Raw genomic sequence first — 18,762 nt, forward strand, 5'->3', positions numbered from 1 at the left:
TTATTGCTCCTGTTATTAAGAAAAGTATCGCCTATTAATATTGCAGCTCGTTTTGGTTAATCACCATCGGTAGCGGTTGCGCTTCGCCATTACGGAATCTCACCCAGATTTGCTCGCGTTCGATGCGACCATCTTCCAACATATGCAACGCGCCGGTCGCGCCAAAAATACGCATGTCCGGAACTTGTTCCAGTTGCGGCAGGCGTGCGTACAAACGGAAGGCGTCTGCTCCCAATGCATGCAAGCGGCCATAGACTGCAGCGGATTTAGTGTGTTGGGCAACGGATTGTTTTTCCGGGCTGCTGGTATCAAATAACCAGGGCATGGTGTTAAAGCGCACGCCGTTTAAATCGCGGTCGGCTCTGGGGTTTGGTTGGCCGGAATAAATTTGGCTGGTGGCATAAACCGGAATATTGCCTGCGTAGTGAAATGCAAATGTCGGTTTGATCTGGCGACCTTGCGCCGGGTCGGCAATCAAAAAAATCATATCCACATCGCTGCGGCTGCGCGGTGAGGTTTGCAGCGGTATACCGAGCAATTCCTGCATTTCGCGATTGCGCACCAAACTGCTTTCAATCTGCATCGCATCTTTCACTAGCTTGGAATAATTGGCGCCGCTTTGGAATTGGCTGCGATTCACCACTACACCGCCGAGTTTTTCCCACTCATTGGCAAAAGCGCGCGCGCTGCGTTCGCTCCATTCTTGTGAGGGAATAATTACCATCGCCTGGCGATGCCCTTCCAAAAATGCCTGACGGGCGACTTGACGCGCTTCATCCTCTACGGCCAAACCAAATTGGTAAAAACCCTTTAGCGGTTGTGCGGGTGGCGTGTCCGGGTAGTTGAGCGAGAGCACCGGCACGTCCAGCGAGGGCATCAAACTCAGTTCGGTTACTTTTTCTTTGTCGATGGGGCCAATTACCAAATCCGCGCCCTCGGCAATGGCTTGTTGATAGGCCGCGATGACATCGCCACTGCTGTCATATTGGCGCACTTCCGGTGTGTGGCGACGATTGCTTACCGCTTGAAAGTAGGCGGCAAAAAAACCATCGCGCACTGCTTCGCCTGCCTCGGCTAGTTTGCCTTGCATTGGTAATAACAATGCAATTTGTTTGGGTTGCTGTTCAATTAAACTTTGCAGCAATTTTAAATCGCTAGGCAAATTGTTATGGGCGGGATGTTGACGCCAATCGCGCAGCCACACTTGCAGTTGCTCGCGCTGCTGTTCGAGATCGATTTGGTTATTTTTGTTGATTGCCGCCAAGCTGTACCAGCCGCGTGCGGTATCGCTCATGCCACTCAATGACAGTTGCTGCAGTTCGGTAAATGGAATGCTCATCAAGCTCTGCCAGAGAGCATCCTGATTTGCCTGCAACAATTTTTTATCGCTGCTCAAAGCCGCAATTTGAATGCGTTCACTCACGCTATTTTGTGGCTCACCCAAGAGCGCAAACACTTGCGCGCGCTTATCGCGCAGGGATATTTCCATGGCAGGCTCCATGGCTTGCCATTGTTGTTCCAAGCGCGGCTTGGTTAGAATGCCGTGCGCCAGAAAATTCGAGCCTTCCTGCAAGGCTACGGCGCTGAGTAAATCCGTATGTTTGATATAGGCTTGGTCGGGCAAATTGTCGGTGTTCATATCGACTAACAAATTGCGTGCACGATTGTATTTGCCGCTCGCGATATACACTTGCGCCGCCTGCAGCACCAAGCTTTCACGCTCGGGCGATTGCGCCTGATTGGCCATTTGCAACAACTTGCTTGCGCTGAGTTGTGCCGGTTGTGTTTGGGTGGTGGGCTTGCTCGTGGTTTGCGTGGGGGTGCTGCTACAACCGCTTAATCCCAGCAGTGTGGCAGTTAATACGGGCACCAGCAGTTTGGAAATGGCAACCTGATGGGAAAAACTGCGCATAAATAGCCGTTTCGGCATGCCTATTAACCTCAGTGAAAAAATGCGGTGAAAAACCTGCAGTGAATATTCAGCATCACAGAGCCGGCGAAATATCCGGCTTGGATCTCAACTTTTTTCGGAATTCGCTATGACAACTCCCGCTCCCAACCCAGGCACCCTTTATATTGTGGCGACCCCGATTGGCAATTTGGGCGATATGGTACCGCGAGCGGTGGAAACACTACAAACAGTAGCGTTGATTGCCGCCGAGGATACGCGCCACAGTTCACGTTTACTGTCCCATTTCGACATTAAAACTCCCTGCGTCGCCTACCACGATCACAGCGACGAACAACGCACCGAACAACTCATCGCCCGCATGCACGCCGGTGATTCCATCGCACTGATTTCCGACGCGGGCACCCCATTGGTTTCAGACCCCGGCTACCGTTTGGTGCGCAGCGCCCGCCAAGCTGGAATTCAGGTGGTACCCATCCCCGGCGCCTGCGCCATGATCGCCGCCCTCAGCGCCGCCGGTTTACCCTCGGATCGCTTCGCCTTTGAAGGCTTCCTGCCCGCTAAACAAGTCGCCCGCTGTACCCAGCTCCAAAGCCTCGCTGCCGACTCGCGCACCCTTATTTTCTACGAAGCCCCGCATCGCATTCTGGAAACCCTGCAAGACATGGCACAAGTCTTCGGCTCCGAACGCGAAGTCGTGATAGCCCGCGAACTCACCAAAACCTTTGAAACCATCAAAGGCGATAAGGTCGCCGACCTGGCCGCCTGGGTAGCCGCAGACACCAACCAACAACGTGGCGAAATCGTCCTCCTCGTCCACGGCGCCCCCAAACCCGAAAACGAAGCCATGACCCCCGCACAAATGCACATCATGAAAGTATTGCTGGAAGAACTCCCCGTAAAACAAGCCGCCAGCATCGGCTCAAAACTCACCGGGCTGAAAAAGAATTTTTTATACGACTGGGCGTTGCAGCAGGGGGAATAACTGAAGTGGTGAAATAGAGCGTAATTCGCCTGCAGTTGTAAATTACTTATGCTGCCGGTTTATACAGTGTATTTTTGGTGCTTGGATAAACATGCGCATTTGCAGCCGTGCAAATGCGCAATATCAGCTCCCTGCAATTAAAAATGCATTTGCTGTCAGTAAGTTGCAGTAACTGTCGGAATGATAACGCGCAAGCTACAGTGAGATAACGCGCATGCGCGATATACAAATGTTAGGTTAATCATGAACAAGATTTTCATCGACTCAATAAATTGGCTGGAATATCTGAAAGATGACTCTGGGAACCTATGGCTAGTGGATTATCCGAACTCAGAAATGCACGGAGGTGGGCCGCCGCGCAAGAGAATGCTTTTTGGCAATCAAATTATACTAAGTGATTTTGAAAAATTACTTGTTGTACTTGAGCAGAACTCAAATCATCTACATGAAAATCATGAAATAACCAAGCAGCATTTGAAGGCAATCGGTAATGTTGCAGAAAGCTTTACGACCTCTGAATCAAAAAAAGAATCTATAAGTACCGCAGCTCGCGCATTTGGCTGGTCGTACTTACCAGAATATTGGGGTAAAAACGTGGAATCTGCATGGGCAATTTTCACAGAAACAGCAAAAAACAAAACCTAACAAATCGCGCCAGGCTCGCAAACTTCGTTTGCTGGACGCATTGTAAGTCGCGCATTTAGCGAATCGCTGCGCGAAGTTTATCGCACATGCGCAACTTACAGCGCGCCCCTGCGCTCAACGTTATACGAGGAAAGAATGAAAGAATTCAAGGTTGAAATTCCAGAAGATAAACCTGAACTTTTTAAGTTCAATCAGGATAACCTGCCAGGAATTGTGTATGTAAATGCCGCTTTGTCTGGGTTTGAACCAAAAAAAGTTTTTGTATGGCATTTATCAATTATTATCAATCTAGAAAACTTAATTGAAAATGGAATGCCATCTATTGAAGAAAGAGAAATTGTTGACCCATTTGGTGACGAGCTTGAGAAGAATATACGTGGTGATTTGGAAAAGCCGAATGCACTATTTCTTGCAAGAGTCACATGGAATGCAACGCGTGAACTTATCTTTCGAGTTTTTGACCCAGAAATAGCAAATGACTATTTGCAAAGTATAATATCTTCAAAAAGCTACCCAAGGGAATTTGATTTTCGTATGGAAGAAGACTTTGAGTGGCAGAAAACAGAATTCTATCTTCAAGGTTATTAGTATAAAAATCGTATAACAAGCGACTGTGGTAGAAAATCAATATCTGTAACGCAAATCTAGTTAGCTTGCCACTCGCAATTATTTCGCACCATAGCATTTAAAATTGTCATCATTTTTCTCATGCAGGCTGTAAGCGCAACCTTCTTGTGCTTACCCTGCTCGACAAGCTTTTTATAAAATTTCTTCATCACCGGATTGCACTGAATCGCGCTCAGCATCGCCATGTACAACACCGTGCGAATCGGTGCTCTACCGCCTTTGATTCTGCGTCGGCCTTTCATCATGCCGCTATCGCGATTAAATGGCGCTAATCCGCAAAGCGCTGCTATTTTGCGTGGCGATAGCTGGCCTAATTCAGGTAACTCTCCTAATAGCGTAAACGTCACACCATCGCCTACACCCGGCACTGAGCTCAGAATTTCATAAGTGCGTTGCCATTCGGTTACTTCGCTAACCGCTTTGGCGAGAAGTTTGTTGACGCTCTCGATTTCTTTATCGAGCACTTTCAGTAAACGTTTGTGAGTTGCCGCAAGAATCGCCGGTGCTTTGTGCTGACGATTTAATTCCTGTGTCCGCATTTCATTCAGCTGACGCTTGCGTGAGAGTAAATCCCTGATATGGCGAACTTTTTTGCTATTAAGAGGCCTTGGCTCGGGTTTCAAAATCGCACCAAATTGTGCAATAAGCCGTGAGTCAATTTTATCGGTTTTGACAAAAACACCTTGTGCTTTACCAAACTGACGAACCTGGGTCGGCTGGACAATAATCACCGGCAATTCCTTTTCGGCGCAGGCTTCCACCAAACCTCTTTCGTAACCACCGGTTGCCTCAACCAGAATGCGCGTGAGGTTGTAACGCGATAGCTTTTTGATTAATTCACGAATCCCTTCTGTGGTATTGGGATACTGCAAATAAACATCGAGCTCGAAAATGCAAATATCCAGTGTGCTTTTTCCAATGTCGATTCCTACATTTCTTTCACTGCGATCAATGTGTGCGGCGGTAGTTGTATTCATAACTCACCCTTGCTACATTCGGGCTCGGAGCCCATTCGACTGTTCGAGTTAAAAGTAGAATCAGCAAGGTGCCCACGCTTGTTAACGGGCTGGATTACTCTGCGCCAGTGCTGCACCGGGCTACCTTGCTGAATACCTGTTGCTGCAGGTATGGGCTCCACCTTATCGCTTTAAGAATGATAAGAAAACGGGTGAAATCAATCATACAAAGTGCTGCAACCCGCGCACTACGTGCGCTGGACAGTTTGTAAGTCGCGGTTTTGTGGGTAAGACCAAAAAAATATGGAGAAAAAATGAATTTCATTAAAAGTATAATTTTTAAAATTGGAATTGGATTTCTATATGGTGCGGGGTTTGCTGTTGCCATTGTTGTAATAGTTTCAATTTCTTTTTCAAAGTTTTCAGAACGAAGTATGAGCAATATGAGCGAAGGAAAGGAGCTAAAAAAAGATCTAAAAACTGAAAGAGAGTTCATGTTCAGAGAATATGATGAAAGCGCAAACTTAGTTACTGAAATCACAAAAGAACGAATCAGTGAAAATGAGTTTACTCTTCTAGGTACTCTTAAAAATAATGGGAATGCAAATTGGTCTTCTATAAATCTAAAAGCTGAACTTTTCAATAAAGACGGAGAATTTATTGAAACATGCAGTGAATATATATCTGACAAGTCAAGCCCTGGAAGCTCAATTAATTTTAAATTGTCATGTGGCAACTGCTCAAAGCTTCAGCTTGAAGAATATCATTCATACAAATTAACAATTGCAGGAGCACACTTCAATATGAAGTAATGTATAACAACATGTCCAACACCGTTCCGGCGCTTCTCCCCTCCACTCGACAGGTTGTAAGTAGCGCATTTAGCGAATTGCTGCGCGAAGTTTATCGCGCTGCGCAACTTACAGCGCGCCCCTGCACTCAACGTTATGAGCGCGTGGCTTGTTAAACGTTAGGTTCGGAAAGTCAGTGCAAATTCTCTGGCATTGAAAATTAAGCAAGTTTTGAAATTGGTGGTTCCGTTCTTTGTGCAATATTTGTTTTGTATTATCGAACTTTGTAGCTTGCTGCAACAAGCGAGTTTCGGAATAGACCGGCTTCGTAGAGAGGCTTGCCAGTAAGAAGGTTTGCTGAGAATATCAGCAATAGAGTTTTTAACAGGGTGCCACGGCTTGGCTTCAGTTTTCCTTTCAAATCCTGAGCCACACAGGGCATTCATACAGGGGGTTGTAGCTCGCACGCTTCGCGTGCTGGACCGCTTTTAAGTCGTTTTTTTGTGGGTAAGACCACTAAGGATGAAGATGAAGTACTCAACATGTGGTGGCTGGCCGGATAAAAATTCTGAAATAGCTATTGAATATTCAAAACTAAAGCTTTTCAAATTAGAAGAGCCTCATCGGGAATTGCATTGGGACATAATGTCATTGGAATTGCGTTGTGAGGTTTTTAATTCCGAGCAGCTTTTGGAGCTCTTACCTCTTTTGGGTTATGACCCCATTATTTTATCTACTGATCTCCATGAGATAGAGAATGCAGGTGAAGCCAACTTTGAAATCATTGCTTTATCTAATGGATTTCAACTAGGAATTTTAAATCCAGGCACTACCATTTTACATGGTGTCCCAGCTAAATTAACCTTTGGAGTGACAGCGGTAGTCGTAAATATGAGTGCTCCTTCCTACTACGTAGAATTGGCTCACATATTAGCTGCGCAAAAACTAGAACGTATATATCTACAAATCCCTGAAGTTATCAGGGCTTGTGTCAGCTACCAACGCGGTTAAACATCGTTCCGTTTCGTTCCGCTGGGCAGGATTTAAGTCGCAGCTTTGTGGTTTTGCTACGAAAATTATTCCACAAAACCGCAACTTAAAAACTACCGCTTAGCTCGGTGTTATGCAAATAAATGTCTCATGAATCCAAAGTAAGCCAAAACGTGTCTAAGACTATGTTGTAGCGTTCTAGTTATGATTTTCCGCGCGCCGCGTATACACTTAAGTAAATGGAGTACATATGAAGCACATGTTTTTTTGGGTCAACTTTTTTAATTTAATAGCACTAAGTGCTTGCTCGCAAGTTTCCACGCGTCATCAATCTGCCTTAGTCGTGAATGATCCATTGTTTAATACTATATCTTCGAAGTATTCTATTTCAAAACCGGAGGAACTTGCGTTTGGCGAAAGTGTTAGTTCGATAAAGGAAAAGCTAACTACCAAGTGCACGCGTATGGTAGAGAAAGATATTATCCCAATTACTGCGCCCTTAGCTAAAGAGAGCCAAAAGCAAATAGACTGCTTTGGGTTCAAATATGCAGGTATACCTAGAAAAATAGAATTGGTTTTTCAAGACGATCAACTTGATATCGTATGGATTTTGTTCCCAGTAGAGGAAAGAGGAAAGTTAATTTCAAATTTTACTTCTATCTACGGTGAACCGTCGATGGCGATAGAATTTGGCACAATATATCTTCAAGCAAACGCAGCTATTCGAAATCATCCATCAGAAGTGCTTTTTGCATCAGATCGTCAGGTGAAAATGATGTTAAAAAGTCTTTCAAAAACGCAGTAAGCATAACAAGCGACTGTGGTAAAAACTAATACTGAACTATCACTGAGCTACGCGCGTTGGGCGTTTCTGGTTGTGTCGTGTTGGGAGGGGCCGGTTACTACTCCCGTTTTGGTTTCAGGGCGGAGCCGTCGCTTGTCCTGCCACAGGTGCCTCCGGAGTATTTTCAGGCCGCTCTCTTCGGCGGTTCGTTACCTTCCGGCTCCGTTTCCTACCATGAATCCTTTGCAGCGCAGTGCTAGCAAGCAATCAAACGGATGGTTTTTAAGTTGTATTTTTGCTATTCCCTTTGTTCCATTTGTAGGTAAAACCAGCGGTATCAGATCGCAACAAGAAAGGAGAATTTACTGTGATAAATGCGTTAGTGGCATATGTTCATTTTTTGGCTGCCTTTACCTTGGTCTTTTCGATTATTTTTGAGTGGTTCACCTATAGTAGACACCTCACTTTAATAGAGGCAAAAAGGCTGCAAACCATAGATATTGTTTATGGAGTGTCTGCTGCTGTCGTTTTAGTGTTTGGTTTTCTTCGTATACTGTATTTTGAAAAAGGCAGCGAATTCTATTTTCAGAATCCATTCTACAAAATTAAATTATATACTTTTCTCGTGGTCGGTATTTTATCAATTTACCCAACTGTTAAATTTTTCAAGTGGGGAAAAGTAACCAAATTAGGAGTGGCGCCAACATTCAAGGAAGAGGAATTTAAAATAATAAAATGGATCTTAAGAGCGGAGGTTGCAGGGTTGCTAATCATAATTTTATCTGCTTCCTTTATGGCTAAAGGTATCGGTTATTGACGTTACATAAAATGTGTTGCACCCGGTAGGCTATAAGTAGCGCTTATTTAATATCGCTGCGCAAAGGTGCCCCGCAAAACCACGAGTTAAATTCTGCCGGTTATTACGGTATTACAAAGTATCAACACAAGGAGAAATTTATGGAAGAAGTTGGAATAGTTCGAATTTACCTATTAAGAGGTATGTATTTTCTTATCGCTTTGGGGCTTGGTCTCTCGGTCATTCCTCATGTTGTCACTGCATCCGGGAGCCCTGTCGATCCTCACACGGTAATCAATTCAATACTCATAGGCTTTTTCATCATGGCGCTATTGGGTATTCGATATCCACTCAAAATGTTGCCAATTCTTTTTCTGGAGTTCATCTGGAAATTATTTTGGCTACTGGTATTTGCGCTGCCGATGTATTTAAACCATGAACTCGATCAATACGCCCGTGATGTAGCGTTTGCATGCGTTATGGGCGTTGTTCTTACACCATTAGTCATACCTTGGCGCTATGTTATAAAACATTATTTTGTGGCAAAGGGTAGTGCGTGGCGATAATTTTCAGGTCATTAAGGAGGATGTATGTACAAAGCCAACAATAAATTTTTAATCGCGGCAGCAATTTTCACTGCCTTGGCTGCACTGGCTCATATCGGCTGCATTATTTTCGGTGCGGATTGGTATCGGTTTTTTGGGGCCGGTGAACAAATGGCGCAGATGGCAGAGGCGGGGCATTGGTATCCGGCGGTGGTGACTTCTGTGATCGTAATTTTTTTAGCAATCTGGTCTCTTTGCGCACTGTCCGCTGCGGGTGTTATTCGGCGTTTGCCCTTGTTGCGTTTGGCTTTGTGCCTTATCGCCAGTATCTTTTTAATTCGTGGTATTTCTTTTGTGATGTTAATGCCCATGTTTCCCGAAAATAGCCTGACGTTTTGGCTGGTGAGTTCAGGGATTTGTTTAATGATCGGTATTTTGTATGCGGTAGGAACCTATCAGCAGTGGGCAGAGTTGAGAGTTAAGCGCGCTTGAGTTTGTTGTCGCTAATGTGCGCCAATAGGTCAATAAAATTAATCACTGAGAGCGGTTTATTGTGGCTACCATTAGTGAGTTGATACGGGAACCTTATGCACGTACTGATCATTGAGGACAACCCGGATATCATCGCGAACCTGTATGGGTATTTAGAACCGCTTGGCTATACGCTGGATGTGGCTCGCAATGGTATTGCCGGTGTCTCCTGTGCGACAGGTGCATTTCATGATGCGATCGTTTTGGATCTGTCATTGCCGGGCATGGATGGGGTGGAGGTATGCCGGACGCTGCGGCAAGAATATCGCTTGGCGACACCGATCCTGATGTTGACGGCGCGTGACACGGTGCATGACAAAGTCACAGGGTTTGAAGTTGGCGCTGATGATTATCTTGTCAAACCTTATTCCCTTCCCGAGCTGGATGCGCGCCTGAAGGCATTGATTCGCCGCGCGCGCAACGAGCAAGTTCAGTCAGTGTTGACCTTCGGCGACCTGCGTCTGGATGCAAGTACCGGCCAGGCAACACGCGCCGGGCAACCACTCGATCTCACTCCCACCGGTTACAAAATACTTGTCGCGCTGCTGCGTGTTGCGCCGGGCTTAATAACGCGGCAAACGCTTGAACGTGAGGTGTGGGGTGATAGCCCACCGGATAGCGATGCCTTACGCACCCATATCCATACATTACGTCAGGTACTCGATAAACCCTTTCCCCAGCCTATGTTGCGAACGCTACCGGGTACGGGTTACCGGCTGGTGATGCCCGATGAAGCCTAGACTTTCGCTCAAACAAAGCATTTCACTTACCTACATCCTGTTGGCGATCATAGTGGCTGGTGCCTTCAGTTTGGTTTCTTATATTTCGGTGGAGATTATTGAAGAGAAGGTAATCGATGCACGATTGGCAATGATGGCGGACAGATTGATTGATTTCCCGCCGGGGGAGCGCATGCCTGACGCGCCGCCGGACATACAATTCCTGATCGACGACGCTATACCCATGGAGCTGCAGCAATTACCGGTGGGTGTCCATGAGCTAATGCTCGGGAGCCGGCAGGTTCGTCTGTTATTGCGTGACCATGACACCCACCGCTATGCCGTGGTGCAGGAGGTTGATGAGCTTGAACATACGGAACGGGTAATCCGCCTCTCTTTGGCGGTTGGCTTTGTGTTCAGCATTTTGCTCGCCGCAGTGCTTGGCGTATTGTGCGCACGGAGGATGATTGCACCGGTCGCGGCGCTTGCCGATGCGGTCGGTCGCAATGCGGGGCCTACTGAACTGCCTTCCCTGTCTGCGCAAGATGAAATTGGCGTATTGTCGCGCGCTTTTGCCAAGCGTACTTATGAGCTTCAGCAGTTCCTGCAGCGCGAGCAACTGTTCACCGGTGACGTCAGCCATGAGTTACGCACACCTTTAACGATTATGCTGGGCGCCGCGGAAGTATTAGCTGCGCAATTGTCGGATCACCCGGCACAACTGGCTACGGCGGAGCGCATTCGCCGCGTGGCGGCAGAAACAGCACAGCGGGTTAGCGCACTGCTTCTGCTGGCGCGCGCCCCGGAATTGCAGGGCGCACCGCGCACCATTCTCAACACTATCGTAGAGTCAGAAATGGAGCGCTGCCAACCCCTGTTGTACGGCAAACCGGTTGAATTCACCCTGGATTTACGCGCGTCGGTTTCTGCCAATGTGTATCCCGAATTGGCTGGCATAGTGATTGGTAATTTACTGCGTAACGCCTGTCAGCATACCGAGCAGGGGCATATTTCGGTTCAGCTAGTCGCTGGCCAGCTAGTGGTCGAAGATACCGGTACCGGTCTTCCCCAAAAGGTGCGCGAGCGATTGTTTGAGCGTTTTATCCATGGTGACGACCGACCGGCACACGAGGGGGCAGGGTTGGGGCTGTCAATTGTCAAACGCGTGGTCGACTATTGCAGTTGGAGCCTGCAGCTGGAAACTCCAGAAGCCGGAGGGACGCGCTTCGTGTTGTCCTTTCCGCCCGCCTCTCACTCTTAATCTCTACTAAATGGGTCTTAACGGGTTCTTAACGCGCTGCTGTCTATCTTGCTAACTCCATTGATAAGACATTCACGGGTTGATCCATGAAAAAAGCATTAATTGCAGTTGGTCTGTTATCGCTTTCAAGTTTTGCATTTTCCAATGACGGCCCCGCTTGGGACTACACCGGAGCTACAGGGCCTGACAATTGGGCAACGCTAAGCCCGGAATACGGTGCGTGTGCGGGGAGTAATCAATCGCCAATAAACCTGACCGGTTTTATTGATGCCGAACTGCCCCCGATTGCATTTCACTATGAGGCCGGCAGTTCGGAAATTGTTAATAACGGTCACACCATTCAGATAAATACCCTTCCGGGCAGCACAATTTCTGTGGATGGTATTGAGTTCGAGCTGAAGCAGTTTCATTTTCATGTGCCGAGCGAAAACCAGATACACGGTAAGTCGTATCCAATGGAAGCGCATCTTGTCCATGCGGATAAAAATGGCAATCTTGCCGTAGTAGCGGTGATGGTTACTGAGGGAAAAGAAAGCAAGGTGCTTGCAAAAGCCTGGGCAGAAATGCCGAAAGTGGGTGAAAAAATAGCCCTGTCGTCGGACATCTTGCCACTGGAAATTTTGCCCTCAACACGGGATTACTATCGGTTCAATGGTTCATTGACGACACCACCATGCTCAGAAGGTGTGCGTTGGCTAGTTATGAAACATCCGGTTTCTGCCTCCAAAGCACAAATAGGGCAGTTTTTGCAGGTAATCCATCATCACAACAATCGTCCCGTGCAACCTGTAAACGCGCGGCCGGTGTTGGAGTAGTCGTTCCCTAATATAGTAATCCGCGTTGCTTGTTAACAAGCAACGCGGTTACGGAGTGGCGCGGTTACTGATTTACTTCGCGCACAATTGTCATTTTTTCAATTTCTACGCGACGGTTGGGGCTTAAGCAGCGAATTAAATCTGCTTTGCCTTGATCGTCACACATCACCACCGGATCTGCTTCACCGCGGCCTTCTGCGCGCAGGCGGCTTGATTCTATGCCCTTGCTCATCAGGTAATTTTTCACGGCGATGGCGCGGCGTTCGGATAATTTCTGATTGTAATCATCGGAGCCCAAACGGTCGGTGTAGCCGACGATAACAATTTCATCGGGCGAGCCATCACCTTTTAATGCGCTGGCGATTTCATCGAGTTTGGTTTGCGGTTGACGTACGGCAGAGCTGTCGAAGGTAAATAATTCGTTGGCCGACAAGGTATATTTTTCGGTACGCGGTGGAGGCGGCGGTGGTGCAACCGGTGCGGGCGCAGGTTGTGGTGGTTGTACCACGGCGACCGGCGCTGATGTTGCGCCGAAGCGATACAGCAATCCAACCGATACCATATCAATATCGCCTTTGTTGCCGACGGCGTCGTTAATACGATAGCGTTCCGTTTCTACGCGCATCGCCAATGCATCGGTAAAGGCGTATTGCACCCCGGCACCGAGTTTTAAATTGGTATCGCGTTCTTCCGCGCGTGGGCTAAGCACGTTGACCGCGCCTGTTCCACTAAAGCGATCTTTGGCTTCGGCGTAGTTAACACCGACGCGACCAAAGGCTGAAAATTTTTCACTGAAGGGAATAAAACCCAACAGATCCAGATTAAAACCTCGGAGTTTCATCTCGCCGTCCAGGGTGCCCGCAGGCATGGTCGTGGCGCGATAACTGAATTCACCCAAATCGAAATAACCGGCTTCCAACGCGAAGTTCCGATTGAATTGATAACCACTAAACAGCTTGTAGCCGGTATCGCGGTCGTCGCTATCAATCATGATTTCGGAGAAGCCGCCGTCTAACAAATTTTCGGTGATGCGATCATTGTCGATGTCAGCGTTGGACTGGCCGATATTGCCGCCCAAGTACCAACCCGCATCGTCTGCATTAACAACAGAGCTGGTGGCAGCTGCAAGTGCCATCAGACCAAACATCCCTGACGCTTTAATAAATTTCATAGGTTATTCCTCAGCAATTTTATGACTCCAGTCGCGTCGGCAGTGCAGGGCACGGGCCGACGTCGATGACTGGTGATTATGGGGTGGGTACGTTAATGACGGTGTTAACCATGGTCACGGCGGCGTTGAGGGAAATTACCCGGCCGTTGATGGTGACTACCGCCACATTGCCGTCGGTAGAAATCTCCGCGCCAGCCTGTGAAATAACGGTACCTACCATGGTTCCACCGCCTGCGGCGTTAATGGTCGCTGCGGTGCCCACTTGCCAGAACACGTTCTTCGCTTGCGCGCCGTTAACCAGCAGGATGCTCTGCGGTGCGGCGGCGCCAGGGCCACCGACTCTGAGGGTGCTTGCCATCTGGAATACCCAGGTCGCGTTGGTATCACCTTGGGCGTCGAGCGTTAAGTCACCGCCTTCCACCATAAATGAACCCGCAGCAGCGGTATAAACACCTGGCACTAACACGAGGTTGGCGAGGTTACCCGCCCCTTGGTCCGGGCCACCCGGTTGGGCAACAAGGGCGTTATAGGCGATGAGTGCATCGGCGCGCGCTTCGGCGGCGATTGCTGCGGTGTCGGCAGTGCCTTCCGTTGGGCAGGCAACTGTAGGTGATGGTGGTGAGGTGTAGATTTTGCCGTTAACCGTACCGACGTTCAGCGGTGTTTCGGTGTAGATACAACCCACGCCGTTATCGTGAAAACCGGTTACGGCGGTGGACACGGCAGTGGTGCCGATATCGCCATTAATGATGGTCAGAATGCCCTGATTGGTCGTACCCGCTGAGCCGCCGAAAGTACCAAAAGTGGCTACTGAGCCGAGCGGGATCAATACCGGTGGCGTGGTCGAGCAATCCACGGCAGTGAAGTCCCAGCTGTAGTCGGTCGTCATGGCATTGGCGGGAATGGCTGAATCCTTCACGCCGTTTGCACCACCTTTCAGGGTGGCGGTGTAAGTAACGCCGGGAACGAGGTCATTGAGTGGATCAAAACTGGCAATGCGACCGGTCGCCGCATCAAGCACTACGGCAGCGGCTATTACTGGTGTCGCGGCAGTCGTTGCTTCAACAATAGTAAAGGTCGATGAGTTAACGCTAATGGGGTTCATACGCACGCCGGATGGCACCATAAAGGTGGCATTAATCGATGCGTCCGGGCAAACATTTCCTGCATTATCGGCAGGAATAGTCGTGGTGACGGAGATATTGCCACCGGCAGTTGCCTCGGCTCTGGTGGTGAACATCCACACATAATCGCTCGCGGCCGGTAAGGCGGCTTGATTGCCTGCCAGCGCATTTTCGGCGATGTCAGTTGCTGCGCTGGTGATTCGCGCGGTGTAAGTGGTGTCTGCCATGAGTGCGGCGGTTGGCGTGAACAACAGGGTTTGGGTGCCCACCGCGTAACTCACATTGCCCGCAGGGTTCACACACGGCGCTGCACAGGTAAGGCTAAAGCTGGTGGACGAAATGCTGGCGGGCGCCATGTTTTCGGAGAACACCGCACTCACCGCCATATTGGTCGGCACACCGGTGGTTGGGCCCGGTGAGGTAGTGGCTGGCACAGTAAAGGTTACACGCGGACGGGTCGTGTCAGCCGTGTTGCCGGTAGTAAAGGTCCATACAAACGGGGCGACCAAGGCCGCACCTGTCACCAGGCTGCGAACATCGCTCACGGTGGCGGTATAGGCCGTCATCGGCTCAAGCTGGGTTCCCGGGGTAAGCGTAAAGGTTGCAACGCGATTGGTTGGATCGCGGGTCACCGAACCGGTTGGGCTGGTGCAAGGCGCGGCGCAGGTGAGGGTAAAACTCGCCGGGTCCGTGATAGGTGCGATTGTTTCGTTAAAGTCGGCACTGACAATAGTGTTGTTAAGCGATACCCCTGTGCTGTTCACACCGGGTGCCACCGCCGTAACGGTAACGGCAGTCGACGCCGCACCAGTAGTGAAATTCCAGGTGTAAGGGCTGGGCAGTGTAAGACCTGTCGCCAGGCTTTTAGCGCCGGTGATGGTCACAGTGTATTGGGTCATGGCCATTAAATCGCTGGCGGGCGTGAAGGTGGCGATACGGTTAGTGCTATCCACACTCACTGTGCCTTCCGGATTGGTACAGGGCGACAGACAAGTCACCGCGACACTCGCGCCATTGCCGACAACCGTTACCGCTTCGTTAAACGTAGCGCTAATCATCGGGTCGTAAACGAGTACGTTGCTGGCATCTCTGGCGGGCGTTATGTTGGTGACCGAGGGAGCCAGTGCCGCATCGGCGCTGGAGCCCAGTACGTCATCTTTGCCGCCGCAAGCGGTCATCAGGGTAATAGCGCATACCGGGATGATCCATTTAAGTCGCGAAGAGTAGTTGTGTAATTTATTCATGGTTGGCCGTCCTGGTTATGATTTTGATGCTGAACCGAATCGCGCGCGCTTATACAAAACACTCGCGCAGAAATTGTTGATGGATCAATGGCGCGTAAGAAAACAAAAAGCCTGCGCGCTAAAAAATTAGCCGCGCAGCAATTGAAGGGAATGCTACAGAAGGAGGGGGTTTATCTCTGTTCGCCTGCGCACTTAGCGTGGGGCTGGCGCGGGATAGTTTATTGGCAGGCTTATCGGCACTTTTGCCTTGTGTGTGCTGGGGGCAAATGCCTTGTTGTGCGCTGGGGGCAAACGCCCGGGTAAATAATCACTGGTTTATTTTTCTTGCGCCTGCACCGCGATAATTTTGCGCAGGGCATCGATTACCATTTGATGATCCACTTCTTGCGCCAAGCCCGACACAGTTACAGCGCCAATCAAGCCGCTATTTTTAATGCGCAGTGGAAAAGAACCACCGTGTGCGCAATATTGTTTTGGGTCCAAATGGGGGATGGTTTCAAAGTCGCGATTTTTGGCGGCATTGTATTGGCCGGTGTAATAAGAGCTGTGACTAAAACGCATCACCGATTGGCGTTTGCGGTTGATCCAGTCTTGATTATCTTTATTGGTGCCGGGCATGAAATAGCTAAATAACACCTGCTCAAAGGCATAAATTTCTATCGCGATGGGCGCGGCATGTTGGTCGGCAGCGCTTTTAATTAAAGTGCCCAATTCCCACGCCGTTTGGTTATTGAAATAACGCAGTTGCAGTTCGTCTTCCTGGGCTAATAATGTTTTTAAAATGTCGTTGTTCATTGTCAATGCTTCGTTGGCTGTTGGGTGCCCGGTATTTTGGCGGGGCAGGGCCGGGCTTTCAAGCGGCGATTGCTTGACTGCTATGTGCGCCTTAATTTCACTGGTGCTATTGTGCGCCGCGCAGTACTCTTGAGTGTGCGTGGTGTTAGACGCCTTGCGCTGGGTGTTTTTGAATAATAAATTGTCGCCCCTTTGACTAGCCAATGATCCCCCTACCATGCTGGAATTTTATAAAAAAGCGCTGTTGGGTTTAGCCTGTTTGCTGGTACTCAGCGTGCTTGTTGGATACCTGTGTGTGCAGCGCACGTTTTTGCATCTGTCACTTTTGCCTGCACAGCAGAGTGAGTTGCCCTGGGCGACTGAAACCGGAGGCGACGCTTATTGGGGCGGGCTTTCATCGGTAAAGATTAACGATGCCAACTACAGCCTCGATGTGGATATGAAAGTGTCCAACAAGGTTGACCACCCCTTTGCGTCGGTATCACTGCGCTTTAGCGATGCGCAGGGCAAGCCGCGGTTAGTTGATTTATCCTCGTTTCAAACCATTTCCTTTAGTGCCAAATGCGCACCGGCCAATGTCTTGTCCTTTAGTTTGAGTGCGGTGGATGAAAAGGTAACCGATCCAAATGACCCGCTAAGTTATCGCTCGCCCTCGGCGTTTTTTTCCTGCGATGAAAATTGGAGTCAGGTCGAGCTGGATTTGACCCGGCTGGAAACGGCGCAGTGGTGGCTGGAGCGGTTTCATCTCAAATTGTCGATGAAGGAGTACCAGCTCAATCAGGTGGCCCGCTTGATATTTGGTAGCAGCCCGCAAAGCCCGGCAGAGGTGAATGCGCGCATCCAACTGAATGAAATCAGTTTGCATGGTCGCGATTGGTATTATCTGTACCTGTTCGGGGTGTTTATGCTGCTGGCATGGGGTGGCTGTGGCGCGTGGTTTTTTCGCCAGCACACCCGTGCCCTGATTGCCGAGTTGCGCCATCGCCAGCAAAAAGACCGGCCTTTGGTCGCCTACCAGCAGCTCTCGGTGGAGCCGCAGCGCGATAAAGATACGGATGCAATACTGCGTTTTATGGCGACTGAATACGCCAATGCCGAGCTGAATCTGGAGGGAATGGTGAGCCGGATCGGGGTGAGCCGCACCAAAATTAACGACATCCTCAAGGCGGAGTTGGGTTATACCTTTACCGGTTATTTAAACAAATTGCGCCTGACCGAAGCCGCGCGCCTGCTCGCGGAAATGGAGGAGGCCAATATTGCCGAAATTGCCTATTCGGTGGGTTATAACAACGTCTCTTACTTCAATAAATTATTCAAAGAGGAATATGGCTGTACGCCAAAAATCTTCAAGAGCCTGTGCAATAAGTAGCCAGTGGTTTCTTGTTCTGCATGTAATTCTTCCCCGAAAACTTCAACAAAAACGAAAAAAACTTCAACTTTTGACAATTTGAAGGCTTTTTCGGAAAAGCGTTACTGATATCTCCTTGTTTTTAATAGGCTTGTTTACACGCGCAGACACCTTGGTCGGCAGTGACCATCGGCTGTGAACCCCTACTAAAAATAAGCATCGAGATATAGGTCATGAGAGTAATAAACGTGTTCGCCATGTTGGCAAGGATGTCACCGTCGTCTGCCTGTGGCAGCGGCTCATCCTCAGCGCCCCCAACCTCCAGTACCAATACCCTTGCCTTCTCAGTCGCCTTGTCTTTTGCCCAACCCAGATCGGTTGCGCTGAGTTCCAGCCTTGCCTGTTCATTAGTGGTTGCGCAGTAGCCACCACCGGCGCTCATACCGCGTAAGTGCGGTAACTTTTTAGCCCTCTTTGCCAGTGTCCATTTCGTGCGTGGACACTGGCTTTTTTATTTATCTCCCCTCCGTTTTGTTCTCCCTATTCTTCGCGCCCTGTTCAGGGGGCAATTTTAAGTTTGTCTTAAGTTTACTTGGCTAAATTCGCTCGGATCAGTTGTGTCAAAACGAGTTTGCATAAGTAGATGAATAAAATGAATAAAATGAATAAAATGAATAAAATGAATAAAATGAATAAAATGAATAAAATGAATAAAATGAATAAAAT

19 protein-coding genes are annotated in these 18,762 nt (G+C 48.9%); 13 read left to right on the forward strand and 6 right to left on the reverse strand.

Annotated elements, in window-relative coordinates:
- Positions 1-34 precede the first annotated feature (34 nt).
- Positions 35-1,930 carry a penicillin-binding protein activator gene (locus tag NNX04_RS18275; protein ID WP_261946721.1) on the reverse strand — a complete coding sequence of 632 codons (1,896 nt, stop codon included), beginning with the start codon at positions 1,928-1,930 and terminating at the stop codon, positions 35-37.
- 109 nt (positions 1,931-2,039) lie between these two features.
- Here NNX04_RS18275 and rsmI point away from each other — a divergent pair, with 109 nt between their 5' ends.
- From rsmI to NNX04_RS18290, 3 genes are all read left to right on the forward strand, one after another.
- On the forward strand, positions 2,040-2,894 hold the full coding sequence (gene rsmI / locus NNX04_RS18280; RefSeq protein ID WP_261946722.1) for a 16S rRNA (cytidine(1402)-2'-O)-methyltransferase: 855 nt from the start codon (positions 2,040-2,042) through the stop codon (positions 2,892-2,894).
- A gap of 243 nt (positions 2,895-3,137) precedes the next feature.
- Entirely contained in the window at positions 3,138-3,539 is a 402-nt protein-coding gene (locus NNX04_RS18285) for an Imm27 family immunity protein (protein WP_261946723.1), read from the forward strand.
- A gap of 135 nt (positions 3,540-3,674) precedes the next feature.
- Complete coding sequence (locus NNX04_RS18290; RefSeq protein ID WP_261946724.1) at positions 3,675-4,127, forward strand: DUF695 domain-containing protein; 453 nt, start codon at positions 3,675-3,677, stop codon at positions 4,125-4,127.
- A gap of 56 nt (positions 4,128-4,183) precedes the next feature.
- Here NNX04_RS18290 and NNX04_RS18295 read toward each other — a convergent pair whose 3' ends face one another.
- On the reverse strand, positions 4,184-5,143 hold the full coding sequence (locus NNX04_RS18295) for an IS110 family transposase (RefSeq protein WP_261946725.1): 960 nt from the start codon (positions 5,141-5,143) through the stop codon (positions 4,184-4,186).
- 293 nt (positions 5,144-5,436) lie between these two features.
- Between NNX04_RS18295 and NNX04_RS18300 the strand changes: the two genes are divergently transcribed.
- From NNX04_RS18300 to NNX04_RS18340, 9 genes are all read left to right on the forward strand, one after another.
- Complete coding sequence (locus NNX04_RS18300; protein WP_261946726.1) at positions 5,437-5,934, forward strand: FxLYD domain-containing protein; 498 nt, start codon at positions 5,437-5,439, stop codon at positions 5,932-5,934.
- Positions 5,935-6,441: 507 nt separating this feature from the next.
- Complete coding sequence (locus NNX04_RS18305; protein ID WP_261946727.1) at positions 6,442-6,924, forward strand: hypothetical protein; 483 nt, start codon at positions 6,442-6,444, stop codon at positions 6,922-6,924.
- A gap of 229 nt (positions 6,925-7,153) precedes the next feature.
- Positions 7,154-7,708, forward strand: a complete 555-nt coding sequence (locus NNX04_RS18310; protein WP_261946728.1) for a hypothetical protein — start codon at positions 7,154-7,156, stop codon at positions 7,706-7,708.
- 346 nt (positions 7,709-8,054) lie between these two features.
- Positions 8,055-8,504 (forward strand): DUF2214 family protein, encoded by a 450-nt coding sequence (locus tag NNX04_RS18315; protein WP_261946729.1) that lies wholly within the window; start codon positions 8,055-8,057, stop codon positions 8,502-8,504.
- 140 nt (positions 8,505-8,644) lie between these two features.
- Positions 8,645-9,049, forward strand: coding sequence for a hypothetical protein (locus NNX04_RS18320; RefSeq protein ID WP_040393586.1), 405 nt, complete (start codon positions 8,645-8,647; stop codon positions 9,047-9,049).
- 24 nt (positions 9,050-9,073) lie between these two features.
- Entirely contained in the window at positions 9,074-9,520 is a 447-nt protein-coding gene (locus tag NNX04_RS18325; RefSeq protein WP_261946730.1) for a hypothetical protein, read from the forward strand.
- 95 nt (positions 9,521-9,615) lie between these two features.
- Positions 9,616-10,299 carry a response regulator transcription factor gene (locus NNX04_RS18330; RefSeq protein ID WP_261946731.1) on the forward strand — a complete coding sequence of 228 codons (684 nt, stop codon included), beginning with the start codon at positions 9,616-9,618 and terminating at the stop codon, positions 10,297-10,299.
- Complete coding sequence (locus NNX04_RS18335) at positions 10,289-11,539, forward strand: sensor histidine kinase (RefSeq protein WP_261946732.1); 1,251 nt, start codon at positions 10,289-10,291, stop codon at positions 11,537-11,539. The genes NNX04_RS18330 and NNX04_RS18335 overlap by 11 nt, the downstream gene beginning before the upstream one ends.
- A gap of 86 nt (positions 11,540-11,625) precedes the next feature.
- Entirely contained in the window at positions 11,626-12,354 is a 729-nt protein-coding gene (locus tag NNX04_RS18340; RefSeq protein ID WP_261946733.1) for a carbonic anhydrase, read from the forward strand.
- A gap of 64 nt (positions 12,355-12,418) precedes the next feature.
- Here NNX04_RS18340 and NNX04_RS18345 read toward each other — a convergent pair whose 3' ends face one another.
- The 3 genes from NNX04_RS18345 to NNX04_RS18355 all read right to left on the reverse strand — a co-directional run bounded on the left by NNX04_RS18345 (position 12,419) and on the right by NNX04_RS18355 (position 16,892).
- A complete protein-coding gene (locus NNX04_RS18345; RefSeq protein ID WP_151056275.1) occupies positions 12,419-13,525 on the reverse strand; it encodes an outer membrane beta-barrel protein in 1,107 nt (368 codons plus the stop codon).
- A 76-nt stretch (positions 13,526-13,601) separates the two neighbouring features.
- A complete protein-coding gene (locus NNX04_RS18350) occupies positions 13,602-15,893 on the reverse strand; it encodes an Ig-like domain-containing protein (protein ID WP_261946734.1) in 2,292 nt (763 codons plus the stop codon).
- A 315-nt stretch (positions 15,894-16,208) separates the two neighbouring features.
- Positions 16,209-16,892, reverse strand: coding sequence for a heme-degrading domain-containing protein (locus NNX04_RS18355; protein WP_261946735.1), 684 nt, complete (start codon positions 16,890-16,892; stop codon positions 16,209-16,211).
- A 13-nt stretch (positions 16,893-16,905) separates the two neighbouring features.
- On the opposite strand from NNX04_RS18355, the gene NNX04_RS18360 reads away from it, so the two are divergent.
- The gene (locus NNX04_RS18360; RefSeq protein ID WP_261946736.1) at positions 16,906-18,057 is read left to right on the forward strand and encodes a helix-turn-helix domain-containing protein; all 1,152 of its coding nucleotides are present in this window, start codon (positions 16,906-16,908) and stop codon (positions 18,055-18,057) included.
- A 121-nt stretch (positions 18,058-18,178) separates the two neighbouring features.
- Here the strand turns inward: NNX04_RS18360 and NNX04_RS18365 are convergent, their stop codons facing one another.
- Positions 18,179-18,478: a hypothetical protein gene (locus NNX04_RS18365; protein ID WP_261946737.1), complete on the reverse strand. Its 300-nt coding sequence runs from the start codon at positions 18,476-18,478 to the stop codon at positions 18,179-18,181.
- Between the last annotated feature and the right edge of the window lie 284 nt (positions 18,479-18,762).

It is taken from the genome of Cellvibrio sp. QJXJ, assembly GCF_024452345.1.
In the GTDB taxonomy this organism is placed as follows: domain Bacteria; phylum Pseudomonadota; class Gammaproteobacteria; order Pseudomonadales; family Cellvibrionaceae; genus Cellvibrio.